General features: G+C 73.7%; 14 protein-coding genes. 4 read left to right on the top strand and 10 right to left on the bottom strand.

The genetic code is table 11. The features are described from left to right. Positions 1-20: 20 nt before the first annotated feature. Both ACIQ5Y_RS19345 and ACIQ5Y_RS19340 read right to left on the bottom strand, forming a co-directional pair. On the bottom strand, positions 21-665 hold the full coding sequence (locus tag ACIQ5Y_RS19345; RefSeq protein ID WP_403881438.1) for a uridine kinase: 645 nt from the start codon (positions 663-665) through the stop codon (positions 21-23). 10 nt (positions 666-675) lie between these two features. Next, complete coding sequence (locus ACIQ5Y_RS19340; RefSeq protein WP_403881436.1) at positions 676-1,134, bottom strand: cupin domain-containing protein; 459 nt, start codon at positions 1,132-1,134, stop codon at positions 676-678. Between the two features lie 139 nt (positions 1,135-1,273). Between ACIQ5Y_RS19340 and ACIQ5Y_RS19335 the strand changes: the two genes are divergently transcribed. Further along, entirely contained in the window at positions 1,274-1,930 is a 657-nt protein-coding gene (locus tag ACIQ5Y_RS19335; protein WP_403881433.1) for a DUF2293 domain-containing protein, read from the top strand. Here the strand turns inward: ACIQ5Y_RS19335 and ACIQ5Y_RS19330 are convergent. Next, a complete protein-coding gene (locus tag ACIQ5Y_RS19330; protein WP_403881431.1) occupies positions 1,917-2,555 on the bottom strand; it encodes a chaplin in 639 nt (212 codons plus the stop codon). The two genes, ACIQ5Y_RS19335 and ACIQ5Y_RS19330, sit on opposite strands and share 14 nt — an antisense overlap. Positions 2,556-2,736: 181 nt before the next feature. On the opposite strand from ACIQ5Y_RS19330, the gene ACIQ5Y_RS19325 reads away from it, so the two are divergent. After that, a complete protein-coding gene (locus ACIQ5Y_RS19325) occupies positions 2,737-3,285 on the top strand; it encodes a hypothetical protein (RefSeq protein WP_403881428.1) in 549 nt (182 codons plus the stop codon). Here ACIQ5Y_RS19325 and ACIQ5Y_RS19320 read toward each other — a convergent pair. From ACIQ5Y_RS19320 to ACIQ5Y_RS19310, 3 genes are all read right to left on the bottom strand, one after another. Further along, entirely contained in the window at positions 3,266-4,471 is a 1,206-nt protein-coding gene (locus tag ACIQ5Y_RS19320; RefSeq protein WP_403881426.1) for an SWIM zinc finger family protein, read from the bottom strand. The genes ACIQ5Y_RS19325 and ACIQ5Y_RS19320 overlap by 20 nt on opposite strands. Further along, entirely contained in the window at positions 4,468-7,296 is a 2,829-nt protein-coding gene (locus ACIQ5Y_RS19315) for an SNF2-related protein (RefSeq protein WP_403881423.1), read from the bottom strand. Before ACIQ5Y_RS19315 ends, ACIQ5Y_RS19320 begins: the two co-directional genes overlap by 4 nt. A gap of 136 nt (positions 7,297-7,432) precedes the next feature. After that, positions 7,433-8,755: a helix-turn-helix domain-containing protein gene (locus tag ACIQ5Y_RS19310; RefSeq protein ID WP_403881420.1), complete on the bottom strand. Its 1,323-nt coding sequence runs from the start codon at positions 8,753-8,755 to the stop codon at positions 7,433-7,435. A 142-nt stretch (positions 8,756-8,897) separates the two neighbouring features. Between ACIQ5Y_RS19310 and ACIQ5Y_RS19305 the strand changes: the two genes are divergently transcribed. Beyond that, on the top strand, positions 8,898-9,521 hold the full coding sequence (locus tag ACIQ5Y_RS19305) for a hypothetical protein (RefSeq protein ID WP_403881417.1): 624 nt from the start codon (positions 8,898-8,900) through the stop codon (positions 9,519-9,521). A 79-nt stretch (positions 9,522-9,600) separates the two neighbouring features. Beyond that, positions 9,601-9,861, top strand: a complete 261-nt coding sequence (locus tag ACIQ5Y_RS19300; RefSeq protein ID WP_403881415.1) for a DUF6343 family protein — start codon at positions 9,601-9,603, stop codon at positions 9,859-9,861. Between the two features lie 3 nt (positions 9,862-9,864). Here ACIQ5Y_RS19300 and ACIQ5Y_RS19295 read toward each other — a convergent pair whose 3' ends face one another. The 4 genes from ACIQ5Y_RS19295 to rpsA all read right to left on the bottom strand — a co-directional run bounded on the left by ACIQ5Y_RS19295 (position 9,865) and on the right by rpsA (position 13,700). After that, entirely contained in the window at positions 9,865-10,248 is a 384-nt protein-coding gene (locus ACIQ5Y_RS19295; RefSeq protein WP_403881412.1) for a tetratricopeptide repeat protein, read from the bottom strand. A gap of 101 nt (positions 10,249-10,349) precedes the next feature. Beyond that, on the bottom strand, positions 10,350-10,955 hold the full coding sequence (gene coaE / locus ACIQ5Y_RS19290; RefSeq protein ID WP_403881409.1) for a dephospho-CoA kinase: 606 nt from the start codon (positions 10,953-10,955) through the stop codon (positions 10,350-10,352). Positions 10,956-11,059: 104 nt separating this feature from the next. Continuing rightward, entirely contained in the window at positions 11,060-11,998 is a 939-nt protein-coding gene (locus tag ACIQ5Y_RS19285; protein WP_403881406.1) for a PAC2 family protein, read from the bottom strand. A 193-nt stretch (positions 11,999-12,191) separates the two neighbouring features. Further along, entirely contained in the window at positions 12,192-13,700 is a 1,509-nt protein-coding gene (rpsA, locus tag ACIQ5Y_RS19280) for a 30S ribosomal protein S1 (RefSeq protein WP_327413389.1), read from the bottom strand. Positions 13,701-13,713 lie beyond the last annotated feature (13 nt).

Raw genomic sequence — 13,713 nt, 5'->3', positions numbered from 1 at the left:
CGCGGGCGGGCGTCCGGAGGTCAGCCCGCCGAGCGGGGCAGACCGGTCCAGGCGGGATGGCGCGGGTCGTCGGCGCGCACCACCGCGTCGGCGCCGGACGCCGGGTCGCTCTCCGCCTCGTAACGTGCGAAGGCCGGCAGCGTCCAGCGCGCCGACTCCTCGGTGCGCCGGGCCAGCGCCCCCGCCGACAACCGGATGTGGACGCTGAGGTCGAAGGGGAACCAGTGCCCCAGCAGCAGCGGCCCGTGCACGATCAGCACGCCGCCGGGCGGGAGTTCGACGTACGGGCTGCGGGTCGCGCGGTCGGTCACCGGGTCCCACAGGTCGGGCAGCACCCGCCCGGTGCCGCCGGGGTCCGTCGGGCCGAACACCTCCCGCCAGAGCGCTGCGGTGTCGTACCAGCCGCCGAGGTACGAGTCCACGTCCTCGCGCCCGAACTCGAAGCGCAGGGAGGCCGGCCGCAGGAACCCCTCGGCCGCCACCACCAGCGCGGGCCGGCTGCGCAGGCGCAGCTCCTCCGCGAGGTGCCCCGCGAGGACTCCGGTGTCGGCTGCGGGCGCCCCGTCGATGCCGACTCGCCGCCAACTCTCCGAGGACGGGGTGTCGTCGAGGTGACCGGCGAGCCGCTCGGCCATCCGCTGCCAGGTGATCGCTTCGAACCGCACCGGTCCATTGTCAACGGCAGCAGGCCGACCCGGTGACCCCCGGCGGGGGTGGGGTGGGTATGGCGAAAGGGGTGCCCGCCGGGAGTGCGGGGGTGATGTGGAGGACGACCGGTTCGGCGCCGAGGTTGTGGCCCAGGTGGATGTGGTCGATGCCGGCGGGTTCCACGAAGGAGGTCCCCGCCGGGTGCGTCTCGACCGTGCCGTCGGACAGGACCCGGGTCAGGGTCCCCGCCAGGACCACGGCGTCCAGCGGGACCCTGTGGAAGTGCCAGCCGGTGCAGCCGCCCGGCGGGATGACGACCTCCCGGCCCGGCACCGCCTGCTTCGCCCTGGCCTTCGAGCGGGGATTCGCCTTCGGCTTCGGATTGGCCTTCGCCAGTGACTTCGGCAGTGACTTCGACTGCGGCTTCGGTCTGGGTCTCGGGGTGGTGGCACGGGGCGGTGCGGCCCTCACCTGCAGTGCACGCATCTACCCCTCCTCTGTGGACCGGTGGTGGGCCACCGCATCACGGTAGGAGGGCGGCACGGAGGCGGAGAGAAATTTCGGAAACATCAACCGCCGTTCCCTGTCAGGTGATATGAGGACCCAACGGCGGTATCACACCTGCATGAGCCTGGTGGTGTTCGAGTCCGCGAAGCAGATCCACTGTGCGGAGTGCCGGCAGGGCCCGCTGCGGCACCTCGTCCGGGAGGCCGGCGTGCCCCGCTGCCTGGACTGCGCGGACCTCGGGCACCTGGTGTACCTGCCGCGCGGGGACGCCGCGCTCACCCGCCGCTCCCGCGAGGCCAGTTCGCTCTCGGCCGTCGTCGTCCGCTTCAACAAGCGCCGCCGCCGCTACGAGCGCCAGGGCCTGTTCGTCGAGGACGCCGCGCTGGCCCGCGCGGAACGCGCCTGCCTCGCGGACTCCGAGGCGCGGGCCCGGCGCCGGGAGCGCGACCGGGTGCGGCGTACCGCCGAGGACACCCGGTTCACCGCGGCGTTCGCCGCCGAGATCGTGCGGCTGTTCCCGGGCTGCCCCGCCGACCGGGCCGTGGCGATCGCCACCCATGCCTCGCTGCGCGGTAGCGGCCGGGTGGGCCGGACCGCGGCCGGCCGGGCCCTCGACGAACTGGCGGTCACCGTCGCGGTACGCGCCGCCGTGCGGCACACCGACACCGAGTACGACGCCCTGCTGATGGCGGGAGTACCGCGGTTCGCGGCCCGGGCCCGGCTGGCCCCGCGCATCGACGCCATCCTGGACGGGTGGCGTGTCAGTCCTGGTTGAGGCGGAAGCGGCGGTAGAGGAGCACACCTCCGAGAAGGAGGGCCCCGCCCCCGGGCACCAGGTAGCCGAGGCCGTCGGAGCCCGTGAGGGCGAGCGCCCCGCCGTGCCGCGGCGGCGCCGCCGGAGGCTGCGGGGACACGGGCCGCTCGACAGCGGGCGGCGGCGGGGTCGGCACGGCTTCGCCGGGCGTCTCGCCGTTGACGGAGGTGTTGCCGTGGGAGGAGTTGCCGACGCCCACGACGTTCACGGAGTTGCCGCTGACGTTCAGCGGGAGGTCGACCGGCAGCTGGATGCCATTGCCGGACAGCACACCGGGCGAATCCTTTCCGCGCCCATCGGCCGAGGCACCCCCGCCGGCCCCGGCCCCGGGTTTCGAGAGGGACGACGGATGCGAGGGCCTCGGCTCCGGATGCCCGCCACCGCCCCCGGGCGCGTCGTTGGCACAGCCGTTGCCGGCCGCCGGATTGAGCACGCCGACCACGCTGACGGTGTTCCCGCACACGTTCACCGGGACGTGCACGGGCAGCTGTACCAGATTCCCGGACAGCAGCCCCGGCGAACGTTCGGCCCGGCCGCCCGCGTCCGCATCGGCGTGGGCGAACCCGCTCACACCCAGGGCCGCCATCCCACCTCCCGCGACCACCGCCGCGATCAAGCCATTCCGACGACTGCGACGCATCAGTTTCCCTGCCTTCCGGAGGAGTTCGCGGGCGCTGCACCCACGCCGGGAACAACGCTCTGAACCCATACGGGTTATAGGGCCGGTAGGCATTTCACTCCATCGTGTACTGGGTAGTGCCTACTTCATGACCGAACGACCCGTGCTCCTCCTCGATGTGGACGGCCCCCTCAACCCGTTCCGTTCACTCAGCGCCGGCCTGCGCGGCTACACCACCCACCGGATGCGCCCGGACGTCTGGCTCGCCTACCGCGACCCCGAATCCCGCAAGGCCCGACGCGGCGCCCGCGTCCGCCTCCACCCCTCCCACGGGGCCCGGTTGCTGGCCCTGCCCTTCGAACTCACCTGGGCCACGGCCTGGACGCACCAGGCCAACACCCTGATCGCACCGCACATCGGACTGCCCGGTGATCTGCCCGTGGTCGAATGGCCGGAGCTCTTCGTGGACGACCCGGACGGCCTCTCCTGGAAGACCCGGGCCCTCGTCGACTGGGCGGCCGGGCGCCCCTTCGCCTGGGTCGACGACATGATCACCCCCCGCGACCGCGAGTGGGTCGCCGCGCACCACCCGGCCCCGTCCCTCCTCCTGCGCATCCACCCCCGCCACGGCCTGCGCGACCGCGACTTCACCACCTTGACCCGTTGGGCGGCGGGGCTCAGCTCGGCAGAGCGGTGACCGGATCCGGGGACGGCGGGCCCGTCGGCCACCAGTCCTCGCCCACGAGACGGGACTCGTAGGGGTACCAGAGGCCGTCGCGGCCGAGGCGGAGCTGTCGGTCGTCGCGGGTGAGGCGGTTGCGCTCGGGGCGGAAGGAGCCCTGGGCCGCGGCGAGGAGGGCGGGGCGCGCGCGGTCGAAGGGGCCCGCCGGAGGGTCCCAGGGCTCTTCGAGGGTGGCCAGGGCGGAGCGGCCGCCCTGGCGCCAGGCCGCGGCGGCCCGTGCGAGGTCGGTGGTGGTCCGGCCGGTGGCGCGGGCCAGGTCCCGGTAGAGGGTGCGGGCAGCCCCCGTGAGGCCGGCCGTGGGGTGCGCGGAGGCCAGGCGGACCGCGTCCTGCCAGAGGGTGAGCCCGGCGATCGGGTCCTCCCCGGTGGTGAGCAGGGCCAGGGCGCGGGCCGCGGCGTCGGAGGCGAGCTGGTCCAGGGCGAGCGGGTCCGGGCCGCCGGGCTCGGCCGGGTAGGCGGGCGGGAGACCCACGGCGGCGGGCGCGGCGAGCGGCGCGGGCAGCAGCGGCACGCTGGTGCGCGCGAGCGCCTCCCGGGCCGGGACGCCGGGGAAGTCCGGGGCGGAGTCGGGCCGTTCGCGCGCGGCGTGGGCGGCGCTGCGGCGGCCGAGCTCCTCGACCAGCTCCCGCTCGCCCCGGCCGCGCAGGAGCAGCAGCACGAACGGGTCCGCGTCGAGGAGGCGGGCCGCCCGATAGCAGAGGGCCGCCGCGTGCTTGCACGGCGGACGCCGGTGATCCGGGCAGGAGCAGTGCGGGACGAGCTCGCCCGCTCCGGGCAGCACGCCGTCCGCGAGGGACTGCGGCACCTCCCGCTCCAGCAGCGCGGCGAGCGCCGCCGGTTCGGCCGCGACGACCTCCAGGAGCTCCCTCCACCGCGCATCGTCGAGGGCCGGCAGGGACAGCTCGGTGCGGTACGGGCGGGCCCTGCTCCCCCGCACGTACGCCACGATCCTGCCGGGGGTGACGGTGACCGCCTCGACGTGGCCTTCCTCGGCGTACGTACGGCCCCGGGCCAGGCGGGCCGCGTCGGAGGAGGTCCCTTCGAGGGCCGACACCCAGGCCCGCCCCCACCAGCTGACGGCTTCCACCCCGGCGGGCACGGTCTCGAAGGTGCGACGGCGGTCGTCGCGCGCGGTGATCATTCCGGCCTCCGGAGGGACACGAGGTCGGCGAGCTCGCGGTCGGTCAACTCGGTCAGCGCCGCCTCTCCGGAACCGAGGACGGCATCGGCCAGCGCCCGCTTCGCCTCCAGCATCTCGGCGATCCGGTCCTCGACGGTGCCCTCGGCGATGATCCGGTGGACCTGTACGGGCTGGGTCTGGCCGATCCGGTAGGCACGGTCGGTGGCCTGCTCCTCCACCGCCGGGTTCCACCAGCGGTCGAAGTGGATGACGTGCCCGGCGCGGGTCAGGTTCAATCCGGTGCCCGCCGCCTTGAGCGAGAGCAGGAAGACGGGGACCTCGCCCGCCTGGAACCGGTCCACGAGCTCTTCGCGGCGCGCCACCGGAGTCCCTCCGTGCAGCAGTTGGTGCTCGACCCCCCGGGCCGTCAGGTGCCGCTCGATGAGCCGGGCCATCGTCACGTACTGGGTGAAGACGAGCACCGACCCGCCCTCGGCGAGGATCGTGTCCAGCAGCTCGTCCAGCAGGGCCAGCTTGCCCGAACGGTGCGGGATCCGGGGCTGCTCCTCCCTCAGGTACTGCGCGGGGTGGTTGCAGATCTGCTTGAGCGAGGCCAGCAACTTCATGATCATGCCGCGGCGTTCCATGCCCTCGCTCGCCTCGATCACGGCCATCGCCTCATCCACCGCGGCCCGGTACAACGAGACCTGCTCGCGGGTGAGCGAGACCGGATGGTCGGTCTCCGTCTTCGGCGGCAGCTCGGGGGCGATGCCCGGATCGGACTTCTTGCGGCGCAGGAGGAAGGGGCGCACCAGCGCCGCGAGCCGGGCGACCGCCGCCTCGTTCCCGCCGTCCTCCTCCTGCTGGTGCTCCACCGGGCGGGCGTGGCGGGCCCGGAAGGTGGTGAGCGGCCCCAGCAGTCCCGGCGTCGTCCAGTCGAGCAGCGCCCACAGCTCGGACAGGTTGTTCTCCACCGGGGTACCGGTGAGCGCCACCCGGGCCGGCGCCGGAACGGTGCGCAGTGCCTTCGCCGTCGCCGAATGCGGATTCTTGACGTGCTGGGCCTCATCGGCGACGACCATGCCCCAGCTCTGCTCGGCCAGCAGCGGGGCGCTGGCCCGCATCGTCCCGTACGTGGTGAGCACGAAGCCGCCCTCGGGGGCGGTCAGATCGTCGAGGCTGCGGCCGCCTCCGTGGAAGCGGCGCACGGGCGTGCCGGGGGCGAACTTCTCGATCTCCCGCTGCCAGTTGCCGAGCAGGGAGGCCGGGCACACCACGAGCGTCGGCTCGGGCCGGTCCCGGTGCAGGTGCAGCGCGATCAGCGTGACGGTCTTGCCCAGGCCCATGTCGTCGGCGAGGCAACCGCCCAGGCCCAGCGAGGTCATCAGGTCCAGCCAGGCCAGGCCGCGCGCCTGGTAGTCGCGCAGGGTGGCCTTGAGCGCGGCGGGCTGCGGCAGCGGGGCCAACTCCCCCGTCAGCCGCTCCCGCAGGGCGGCCAGCGCCCCCACCGGGACGGCCTCCACCGGCTCTCCGTCGACCTCTGCCGTTCCCGTCAGCACGGTGGCCAGCGCGTCGACCGGGTCGAGCAGGCCGAGCTGCCGTTTGCGCGCCTTGCGCACCAGCTCCGGATCGACCCGCACCCACTGGTCCCGCAGGCGGACGACCGGCCGGTGCGCCTCGGCCAGGGCCTCCATCTCCCCCGGGGTCAGCCGGTCGCCGCCCAGCGCCAGTTCCCAGGAGAAGTCGAAGAGGTGGTCGGCGTCGAAGAAGGCGGTGCCGTCGGTGGCGGATCCGGGCGCGGTGGACCGTACGACCGCGGTCGCGGACAGCGTACGGGCCAGTTCGCGCGGCCAGTGGACCAGGACCCCGGCGCCCGCCAGCCGGCTCGCGGCCACCCCGAGGAGGTCCTCGAGCTCCGGATCGGACAGGGCGAGGGCGTCGGGAACGGGCTGCTCCAGCAGGCGCAGCAGCGGCGGCCACACGCGGGCGGCCCGGCGCAGCGCGAGCACGGCGTCGATCCGGGCGCGCGGCCCGAACCCGGCGGCCGCGGTGCCCGCCCACAGCCGCGCGGCATCGGTGACCAGGGTCGGATCGGCGAGGCTGTGCACCTGCACGACGGCCGCTCCGGCACGACGGGTGTCCTCTTGCGCCGCCTCGTCGAAGAGGGCGAAGGAGGACAGGTCGAGCCGGAGCGAGATCCCGACGCCGGTGTCCGCCCCGGCCGCGACCTGCGCGGCCCATTCCTCCATCCCGGCCACCTGCTGCGGCTCCCGGGCGGCGAACGGCCGGCCGGCGGCCACCGCGGCCGCCGGGGTGCGGGGCAGACTGTCGGCGACGGCGTCGAGGAAGGCGCGGACCAGCGCCTCCGGCTCGGGCAGCCGGAGCGGGCGGCGGCCGGCCAGCGGCGTCGCGTACCCCTCGTGCGGCAGGGCGGCGGCGACCGCGCGGAGGTGGGCGACATCGGCGGCGTCGAGCGGCCCGGCACGCCAGGCGTCCACGCCCTCGGGGGTGAGACCGGGCAGCAGGCGGCCGCGCGCCGCGAGCGACAGGGCCTGCACGGCGGCGGTGCCCCACGCCCGCGTGGCAGGATGCGCCGCCGGGCTGCGGGGCGCGCGTGCCAGCAGCGGCAGGGCCGAGGCCACGGAGAAGGTCACGGCGGGCACCGTCCGGCTGCGGACGCCGTCACCGTGCGGACGCACCACGCAGAGCGGTGTCGCGGTGCCCACGGCGGGCAGGGGGTCGCCGTCGGGTGCCCAGAAGGCGACCCGGCCCTCGCGGGGGACGGCGGCGGGCAGGAAGACGGCGGCGTGGCGCAACAGCGCCTGCCCGGATGCCTGCGGCGTCACGGTCTCCCCCTCCCCGGTCGATGTGCCGATGTGCTGTCCTGCCGATGTGCTGTCCTGCCGAGGTGTTGTCGTGCCGGACGAAACCCTCTGCCGACGAGTCTAGGCGCGGCCTCTGACAACGCCTCTGACCTGCGGGTCAGCGCCCCCAGCGGCCCTGTTCCGCGGCGTAGCCGTACACGGGTCGGCCGGTGGCCGCACTGGTCCGCAGCGGCCGCCCGCCGTCGTCGATGCGCAGGGTGCCGGAACCGGACGGGCCGGTCCACCGCAGGTCGAGGAACCAGTCGCAGTCGCAGCCCGTGGTGGTGGCCTCGACCCGCAGGACGACGGGCTCGGCCGCCGAGACCTTCAGCGGAAACGCGGGGGCCGGCAGCCGCCCTCCCCCGTCGTTCCCGGGGACGGGCCGTGCCAGCGGGCGGGGGGCGTCCAGGTTGACGGCGAAGGCGGCCGGGGTCAGCCCTCCGCCGCAGCCCTGCGACATCTGGTAGACGTTCCAGGCCGGCGGGGTGCGCCGGGCCACCACCCGTACCTCCAGGCCCTCCAGCACCACGGCGCCCGGGCCGGCACCGTGCACGGTGACCTCCACGATCTGCGTCCCGGCGTGCACGGCCCGCTGCGCCGCCGCCCAGGCCGGCGCGTCCGCCTCCACGGGCGGCGCGGGCACCGCCCCGGGTTCCCGCTCGATGAGATACGCGTGATCGCACCCCGCCGCCCACACGTGCGAGCGCACGGCGGCCTTGACCGGCACCACGGCGGCCGGAGCGGGTGCGGACACGGATACGGACGCACTCGCCCCCGGCGCGGTCCCCGAGGCCGTCGGAGCCGATGGGGACGGCGCGGGCACCGCTGCCGATGGGGACGCCGACGCCGCCTGCGAACCCGACGGGGCGGCGGAGGGCGACGCGGACACCGCCGGTGGCGCCGACAGGACCGGAGCCGCCCCCCGCCCGGACGCCGTCACCACCACCGCAGCGGTGATCGCCAGTACGGCCGCCGTCACCCCCGCCGCCCCGAACACGAACCCCCGCCGCCGGTACCGGGCCCCACGCACCTCAGGCCCCGGACCCGGCCCCGGTTCCGGCCCCTGCCCCTGCCCCTGCCCCTGCCCCTGCCCCTGCCCCGGTTGCGGCGTCACGGCGGCGACCGGTTCCGGCACCGCCCCCGTCACGGGCCCCCCGGGGACCGGCGGCTCCGCCCCCGCTCTGCGCCGCGCGTCCGCCAGCAACCACGCCCGGTGGAGCTCCACCGCCTCCGCCGCCGAAGCCCCGCAGACCCGCGCGAAGCGGTCCACCACCGCGAACTCCACCGGCAGCGCATCCCCGTTGCAGTAGCGGTGCAGGGTCGACGTACTCGTATGGAGCCTGCGCGCCAGCGCCCCGTAGCTCAGCCCGGCGCGCCCCTTCAGCTCCCGCATCCGCCGCGCGAAGGCCTCCGCCTCACCCGTCCCGTGACTCCGTTCCATGCAGGGGGTGTTCCCCCAGGTGGCAGCCGCTACGGGCGTTCCACCGTCCCGACTTCGCAGCAATCCGTCGACCCGCCGCCCGTCCAGGGAAGAGCCTCGTACAGACCGCACGAACCACGAAGCACCCACGGGGAGACCGACCATGCTTACAGGCATCACCGTCCGACGCACCGCCGCCGCCCTCGCCGCGGCCGCCGCCCTCCTGCTGATCCCGGCGCCTGCTGGCACCGCCGCCACCGCCGCTCCCACAGCACCCGGGTTCATCGACGGCACCGACCTGCCGCCGCACCCCACTTCCCCCTGGTACGCCGACGAGGTCACCAAGGGGCTGCCCGAGTTCCCGCCGATCTGCCTGGAGGGCGTGCTGCCCGAGGCCGGCAGCTGGCACCGCCGCTTCGGCACCGAGTACGACACGGGCGCCGTGCAGCTCTCCGTACGGTCCGCCACGCCCGCCGCGGCCGCCAGGCTCGTCCGCAGCCTGGAGCGGAAGGTCGCGGCCTGCGCCGCCGACTGGCTGCGGGCCACCCCCGGCGGCACCGCCTCCTGGGAGGACTACGGAACGCTCCCCGTCGAGGAAGGGGCGCACGTCTACGGGGTGCACACCTCGCTCCCCGAGTCCGAACCCGGCGTGCACCTCTTCGGGATCGGACGCGACGGATCCACCGTGACCGTCGCGCAGTGGGGCCAGATGGGCAACCTGTCCGACGCCCCGGTCGCCGGGTTCCGCCGGACGACCACGACGGCCGTGAACAGGCTCAATCCCTGAAACGGCACGTGAACGGCACGCCCCGCCATCACCGCGCCCCCAGTGGGACCATGGAACCGAGAGGCGATGAGCGATGGTCATGCGTTCCGGGAACGAGCCGGCGACCGCCCGCAGTCCGCTGCGGCTGCGGTTCTGGCTGAGCATGTGGGGGCTGGTCTGGAGCGCCGCGGGAGCGGCCGCCTTCTCGCTGGTCGGTCGTCCCGGGTGGGCGGCGGCCTGCGCGGTGGTCTTCGTGCTGGCGGCGGTGGACATGGCCGTCGTCGTCCGGCACATCCACCAGGGCCCGCACTACCAGCCGGGCAGGAACATCCCCCCGTACGAGCCCCCGCGCGGCCGCTGAGGCTCAGTCCTCGAAGCGGGCCGCTTCCAGGTACTCCGGCTGCGGGTCGAGCGCCGCCGCCAGCCGGAAGTGCTTGCGGGCCTGGTCGTGGCGGCCGGAACGCTCATGGGTGCGGGCCAGCGCGAAGTGCGCGAACGCGTTGTCCGGCTCCCGCTCCAGCACCAGTTCGAACTCCAGCTCCGCCGGGCGAAGTTGGGCCGCAGCGAAGAAGGCGCGGGCCCGCAGCAGGCGGGCCGCCGTGTTCTCCGGGTGGGCGGCTATGACCGAGTCGAGCAGCTTGACCGCGCCGCGCGGGTCGCGGGCGGCGAGCAGCTGCTCGGCGGCCCGGTAGTCGATGACGTGGGTCTCGGGGCTGGCCGGCGGCGTGGGGCGCGTGGACTCGGACACGGATGGATCCTTCCCTCTATGGCCGCGTTCAACGCCCCCGCCCCGACCGCTATTCCATGCACACGTCAGCCGTGCCGTCCGCCGGACCGCCGCCGCGGTCGCTACGCGGCTGCCGCCGCCCGCTCCGTGAGTTCCTCCCACACCTTGCGCACCTGCGGTTCGAGCGCCTCCAGCGGCCCGTCGTTGTCGATGACGAGGGTCGCCACCGCCAGCCGCTGCTCCCGGGTGGCCTGAGCGGCCATCCGGGCCTTGGCCTCCGCTTCCGGCATCCCGCGCAGTGCGGTGAGCCGTGCCAGCTGGGTCCGGGGTGCCGCGTCCACGACGACCACCAGGTCGTACAACGGGGCCAGGCCGTTCTCGGTGAGCAGGGGTACGTCGTGCACGACGATCGCGTCGGCCCCCGCGGCGGCCTCCAGCTCGGCCGACCGGGCCCCGACCAGCGGGTGCACGATCGCGTTCAGGGTCCGGAGCTTCGCCGGGTCCGCGAAGACCACGGAACCGAGCTTCGGCCGGTCCAGCGTGCCGTCCGGGGTCAGCACCGACTCCCCGAAGGCCTCGACGACGGCCGCGAGTCCGGGCGTGCCCGGCTCCACGACCTCCCGTGCGATGCGGTCGGCGTCCACGACGACCGCCCCGTACCCCGCCAGCAGTCGAGAGACCTCGCTCTTGCCGGCACCGATTCCGCCCGTCAGGCCCACCTTCAGCATGCCCGCAGCCTAGCCCCCGCCGGCGCCGGGCCCACAGCCCCCCGCACCGGCGCCCTCACGGCGCCTCGCGTGCCGGGGCACCGGTCCGGGCCCCCGCGCGTCGCTCAGCCTTCGCCCTCGCGCTCCGCCAGGAACCGCTCGAACTCGCGGCCGATCTCGTCCGCCGACGGGATCTCGGCGGGCTCGGCGATCATGTTGCCCCTGGTCTCGGCGCCGGCGGCCGCGTCGTACTGGTGCTCCAGCCCCTGCACCAGGTTGACGAGCTCCTCGTCGCCCTCGCGGATCTGCCGGTCGATCTCCGTCTGGGTGCGGTGCGCCTCGGTCCGCAGCGCGTGCGCCACCGCCGGCAGGACCAGCCCGGTCGCCGCCGTGATCGCCTCCAGCGCCGTCAGCGCCGCGTCCGGGTACGGGGAACGGGCGACGTAGTGTGGTACGTGCGCGGCGACACCGAGCACGTCGTGCCCGGCCTGCGCCAGCCGGAACTCGACGAGCGACTCCGCGCTGCCCGGGACCTGCGCCTCGTCGAAGGGGCTGCGGTGGCCCGGCATGAGGTCGGTCCGGTTGCCGTGCGGGGTGATGCCGACGGGACGGGTGTGCGGGACGCCCATCGGGATGCCGTGGAAGTTGACCGAGAGGCGCACGCCGAGGCGTTCGACGATCTGCCGGACGGCGACGGCGAAGCGCTCCCACTCCACGTCCGGCTCCGGGCCGGAGAGCAGCAGGAAGGGGGCTCCGGTGGCGTCCTGGACGAGCCGGACCTCCAGTCGGGGCTCCTCGAACTCGGTCCAGTGGTCGCGCTTGAAGGTCAGCAGCGGGCGGCGGGCCCGGTAGTCCACCAGCCGGTCCGCGTCGAAGCGGGCCACCACCTGGTGGGGCAGGGTGTCCAGGAGCCGCTCGACGATCTGCTCGCCGGTCTCACCCGCGTCGATGTACCCCTCGAAGTGGTACAGCATGACCAGCCCGGCCGAGTCCTGGGCGAGCGCCAGGTCGGCCACCGCCAGGCCCTTGGCGTCCCATTCGTACAACCCCTGTGGATCAAGCACCGTCACCACTCCTCCCTCGCAGCGTTCTCTGGAAGGAACGTCCAAGAGGGCCCCGCCATTCCCCAGTTGGCAAGAGATGACAAGAGATGGCAACCGTCGGCAACGAAGTGAGGCCCGCCCCCCGAAGGGGACGGGCCTCACCTTTCAACTCAACCAGCTCGGCTCACGCCCGGAGGCGTGGTGCGCGCTGCGATCAGCTCTGGCCGCCGGCCAGCTTCTCGCGGAGCGCGGCCAGGGCCTCGTCCGACGCCAGGGCGCCGGAGGTCTCGTCCGACTCCGAGGAGTACGAACCACCCGAGATGCCCGCACCGGCGTTGCCACCGGCGGCCGGGGCGGCAGCGCCCTCGGCGGCAGCGGCCTCGTCGGCCTCGCGGCTCTTGATGACCTGGGCCTGGTGCTGCTCGAAGCGCTGCTGCGCCTCGGCGTACTGGGTCTCCCAGGCCTCGCGCTGCTTCTCGTAGCCCTCGAGCCAGTCGTTGGTCTCGGGGTCGAAGCCCTCGGGGTAGATGTAGTTGCCCTGGTCGTCGTAGGACGCGGCCATGCCGTACAGGGTCGGGTCGAACTCGACCGACGCCGGGTCGGCACCGAAGGACTCGTTGGCCTGCTTCAGCGACAGCGAGATCCGGCGACGCTCGAGGTCGATGTCGATGACCTTGACGAAGATCTCGTCGTTGACCTGGACGACCTGCTCCGGGATCTCCACGTGGCGCTCGGCCAGCTCGGAGATGTGGACCAGACCCTCGATGCCCTCGTCCACGCGGACGAACGCACCGAACGGAACCAGCTTGGTGACCTTACCCGGGACGACCTGACCGATCTGGTGGGTCCGGGCGAACTGCTGCCACGGGTCTTCCTGCGTCGCCTTCAGCGACAGGGAGACGCGCTCGCGGTCCATGTCGACGTCGAGGACCTCGACGGTGACTTCCTGGCCGACCTCGACAACCTCGGACGGGTGGTCGATGTGCTTCCAGGACAGCTCGGAGACGTGGACGAGACCGTCGACGCCACCCAGGTCCACGAAGGCACCGAAGTTGACGATCGAGGAAACGACGCCGGAGCGGACCTGACCCTTCTGCAGGGTGGTGAGGAACGTCTGGCGAACCTCGGACTGGGTCTGCTCGAGCCAGGCACGGCGGGACAGGACCACGTTGTTGCGGTTCTTGTCCAGCTCGATGATCTTCGCCTCGAGCTCCTTGCCCACGTAGGGCTGGAGGTCGCGGACGCGGCGCATCTCGACGAGAGAGGCCGGGAGGAAGCCGCGGAGGCCGATGTCGAGGATGAGACCACCCTTGACGACCTCGATGACGGTACCGGTGACGATGCCGTCTTCTTCCTTGATCTTCTCGATCGTGCCCCAGGCACGCTCGTACTGAGCGCGCTTCTTGGACAGGATCAGACGGCCTTCCTTGTCCTCCTTCTGGAGAACCAGGGCCTCGATCTCGTCGCCGACCTTGACGACCTCGTTCGGGTCGACGTCGTGCTTGATCGAGAGCTCACGGCTCGGGATCACGCCTTCGGTCTTGTAACCGATGTCGAGCAGGACCTCGTCCCGGTCGACCTTCACGATGACGCCGTCGACGATGTCGCCGTCGTTGAAGTACTTGATCGTCTCGTCGATCGCGGCGAGGAAGGCTTCCTCGTTACCGATGTCGTTGACCGCTACCTGCGGGGTGGTAGAGGTGGTCTCGGTGCTGCTCGTCATGTGGGAAAGGGCT

Source organism: Streptomyces sp. NPDC096339 (genome assembly GCF_044762985.1).
Lineage (GTDB): Bacteria > Actinomycetota > Actinomycetes > Streptomycetales > Streptomycetaceae > Streptomyces.
The sequence above is the reverse complement of the archived record's forward strand: the minus strand, read 5'-3'. Positions and strand labels throughout refer to the sequence as shown.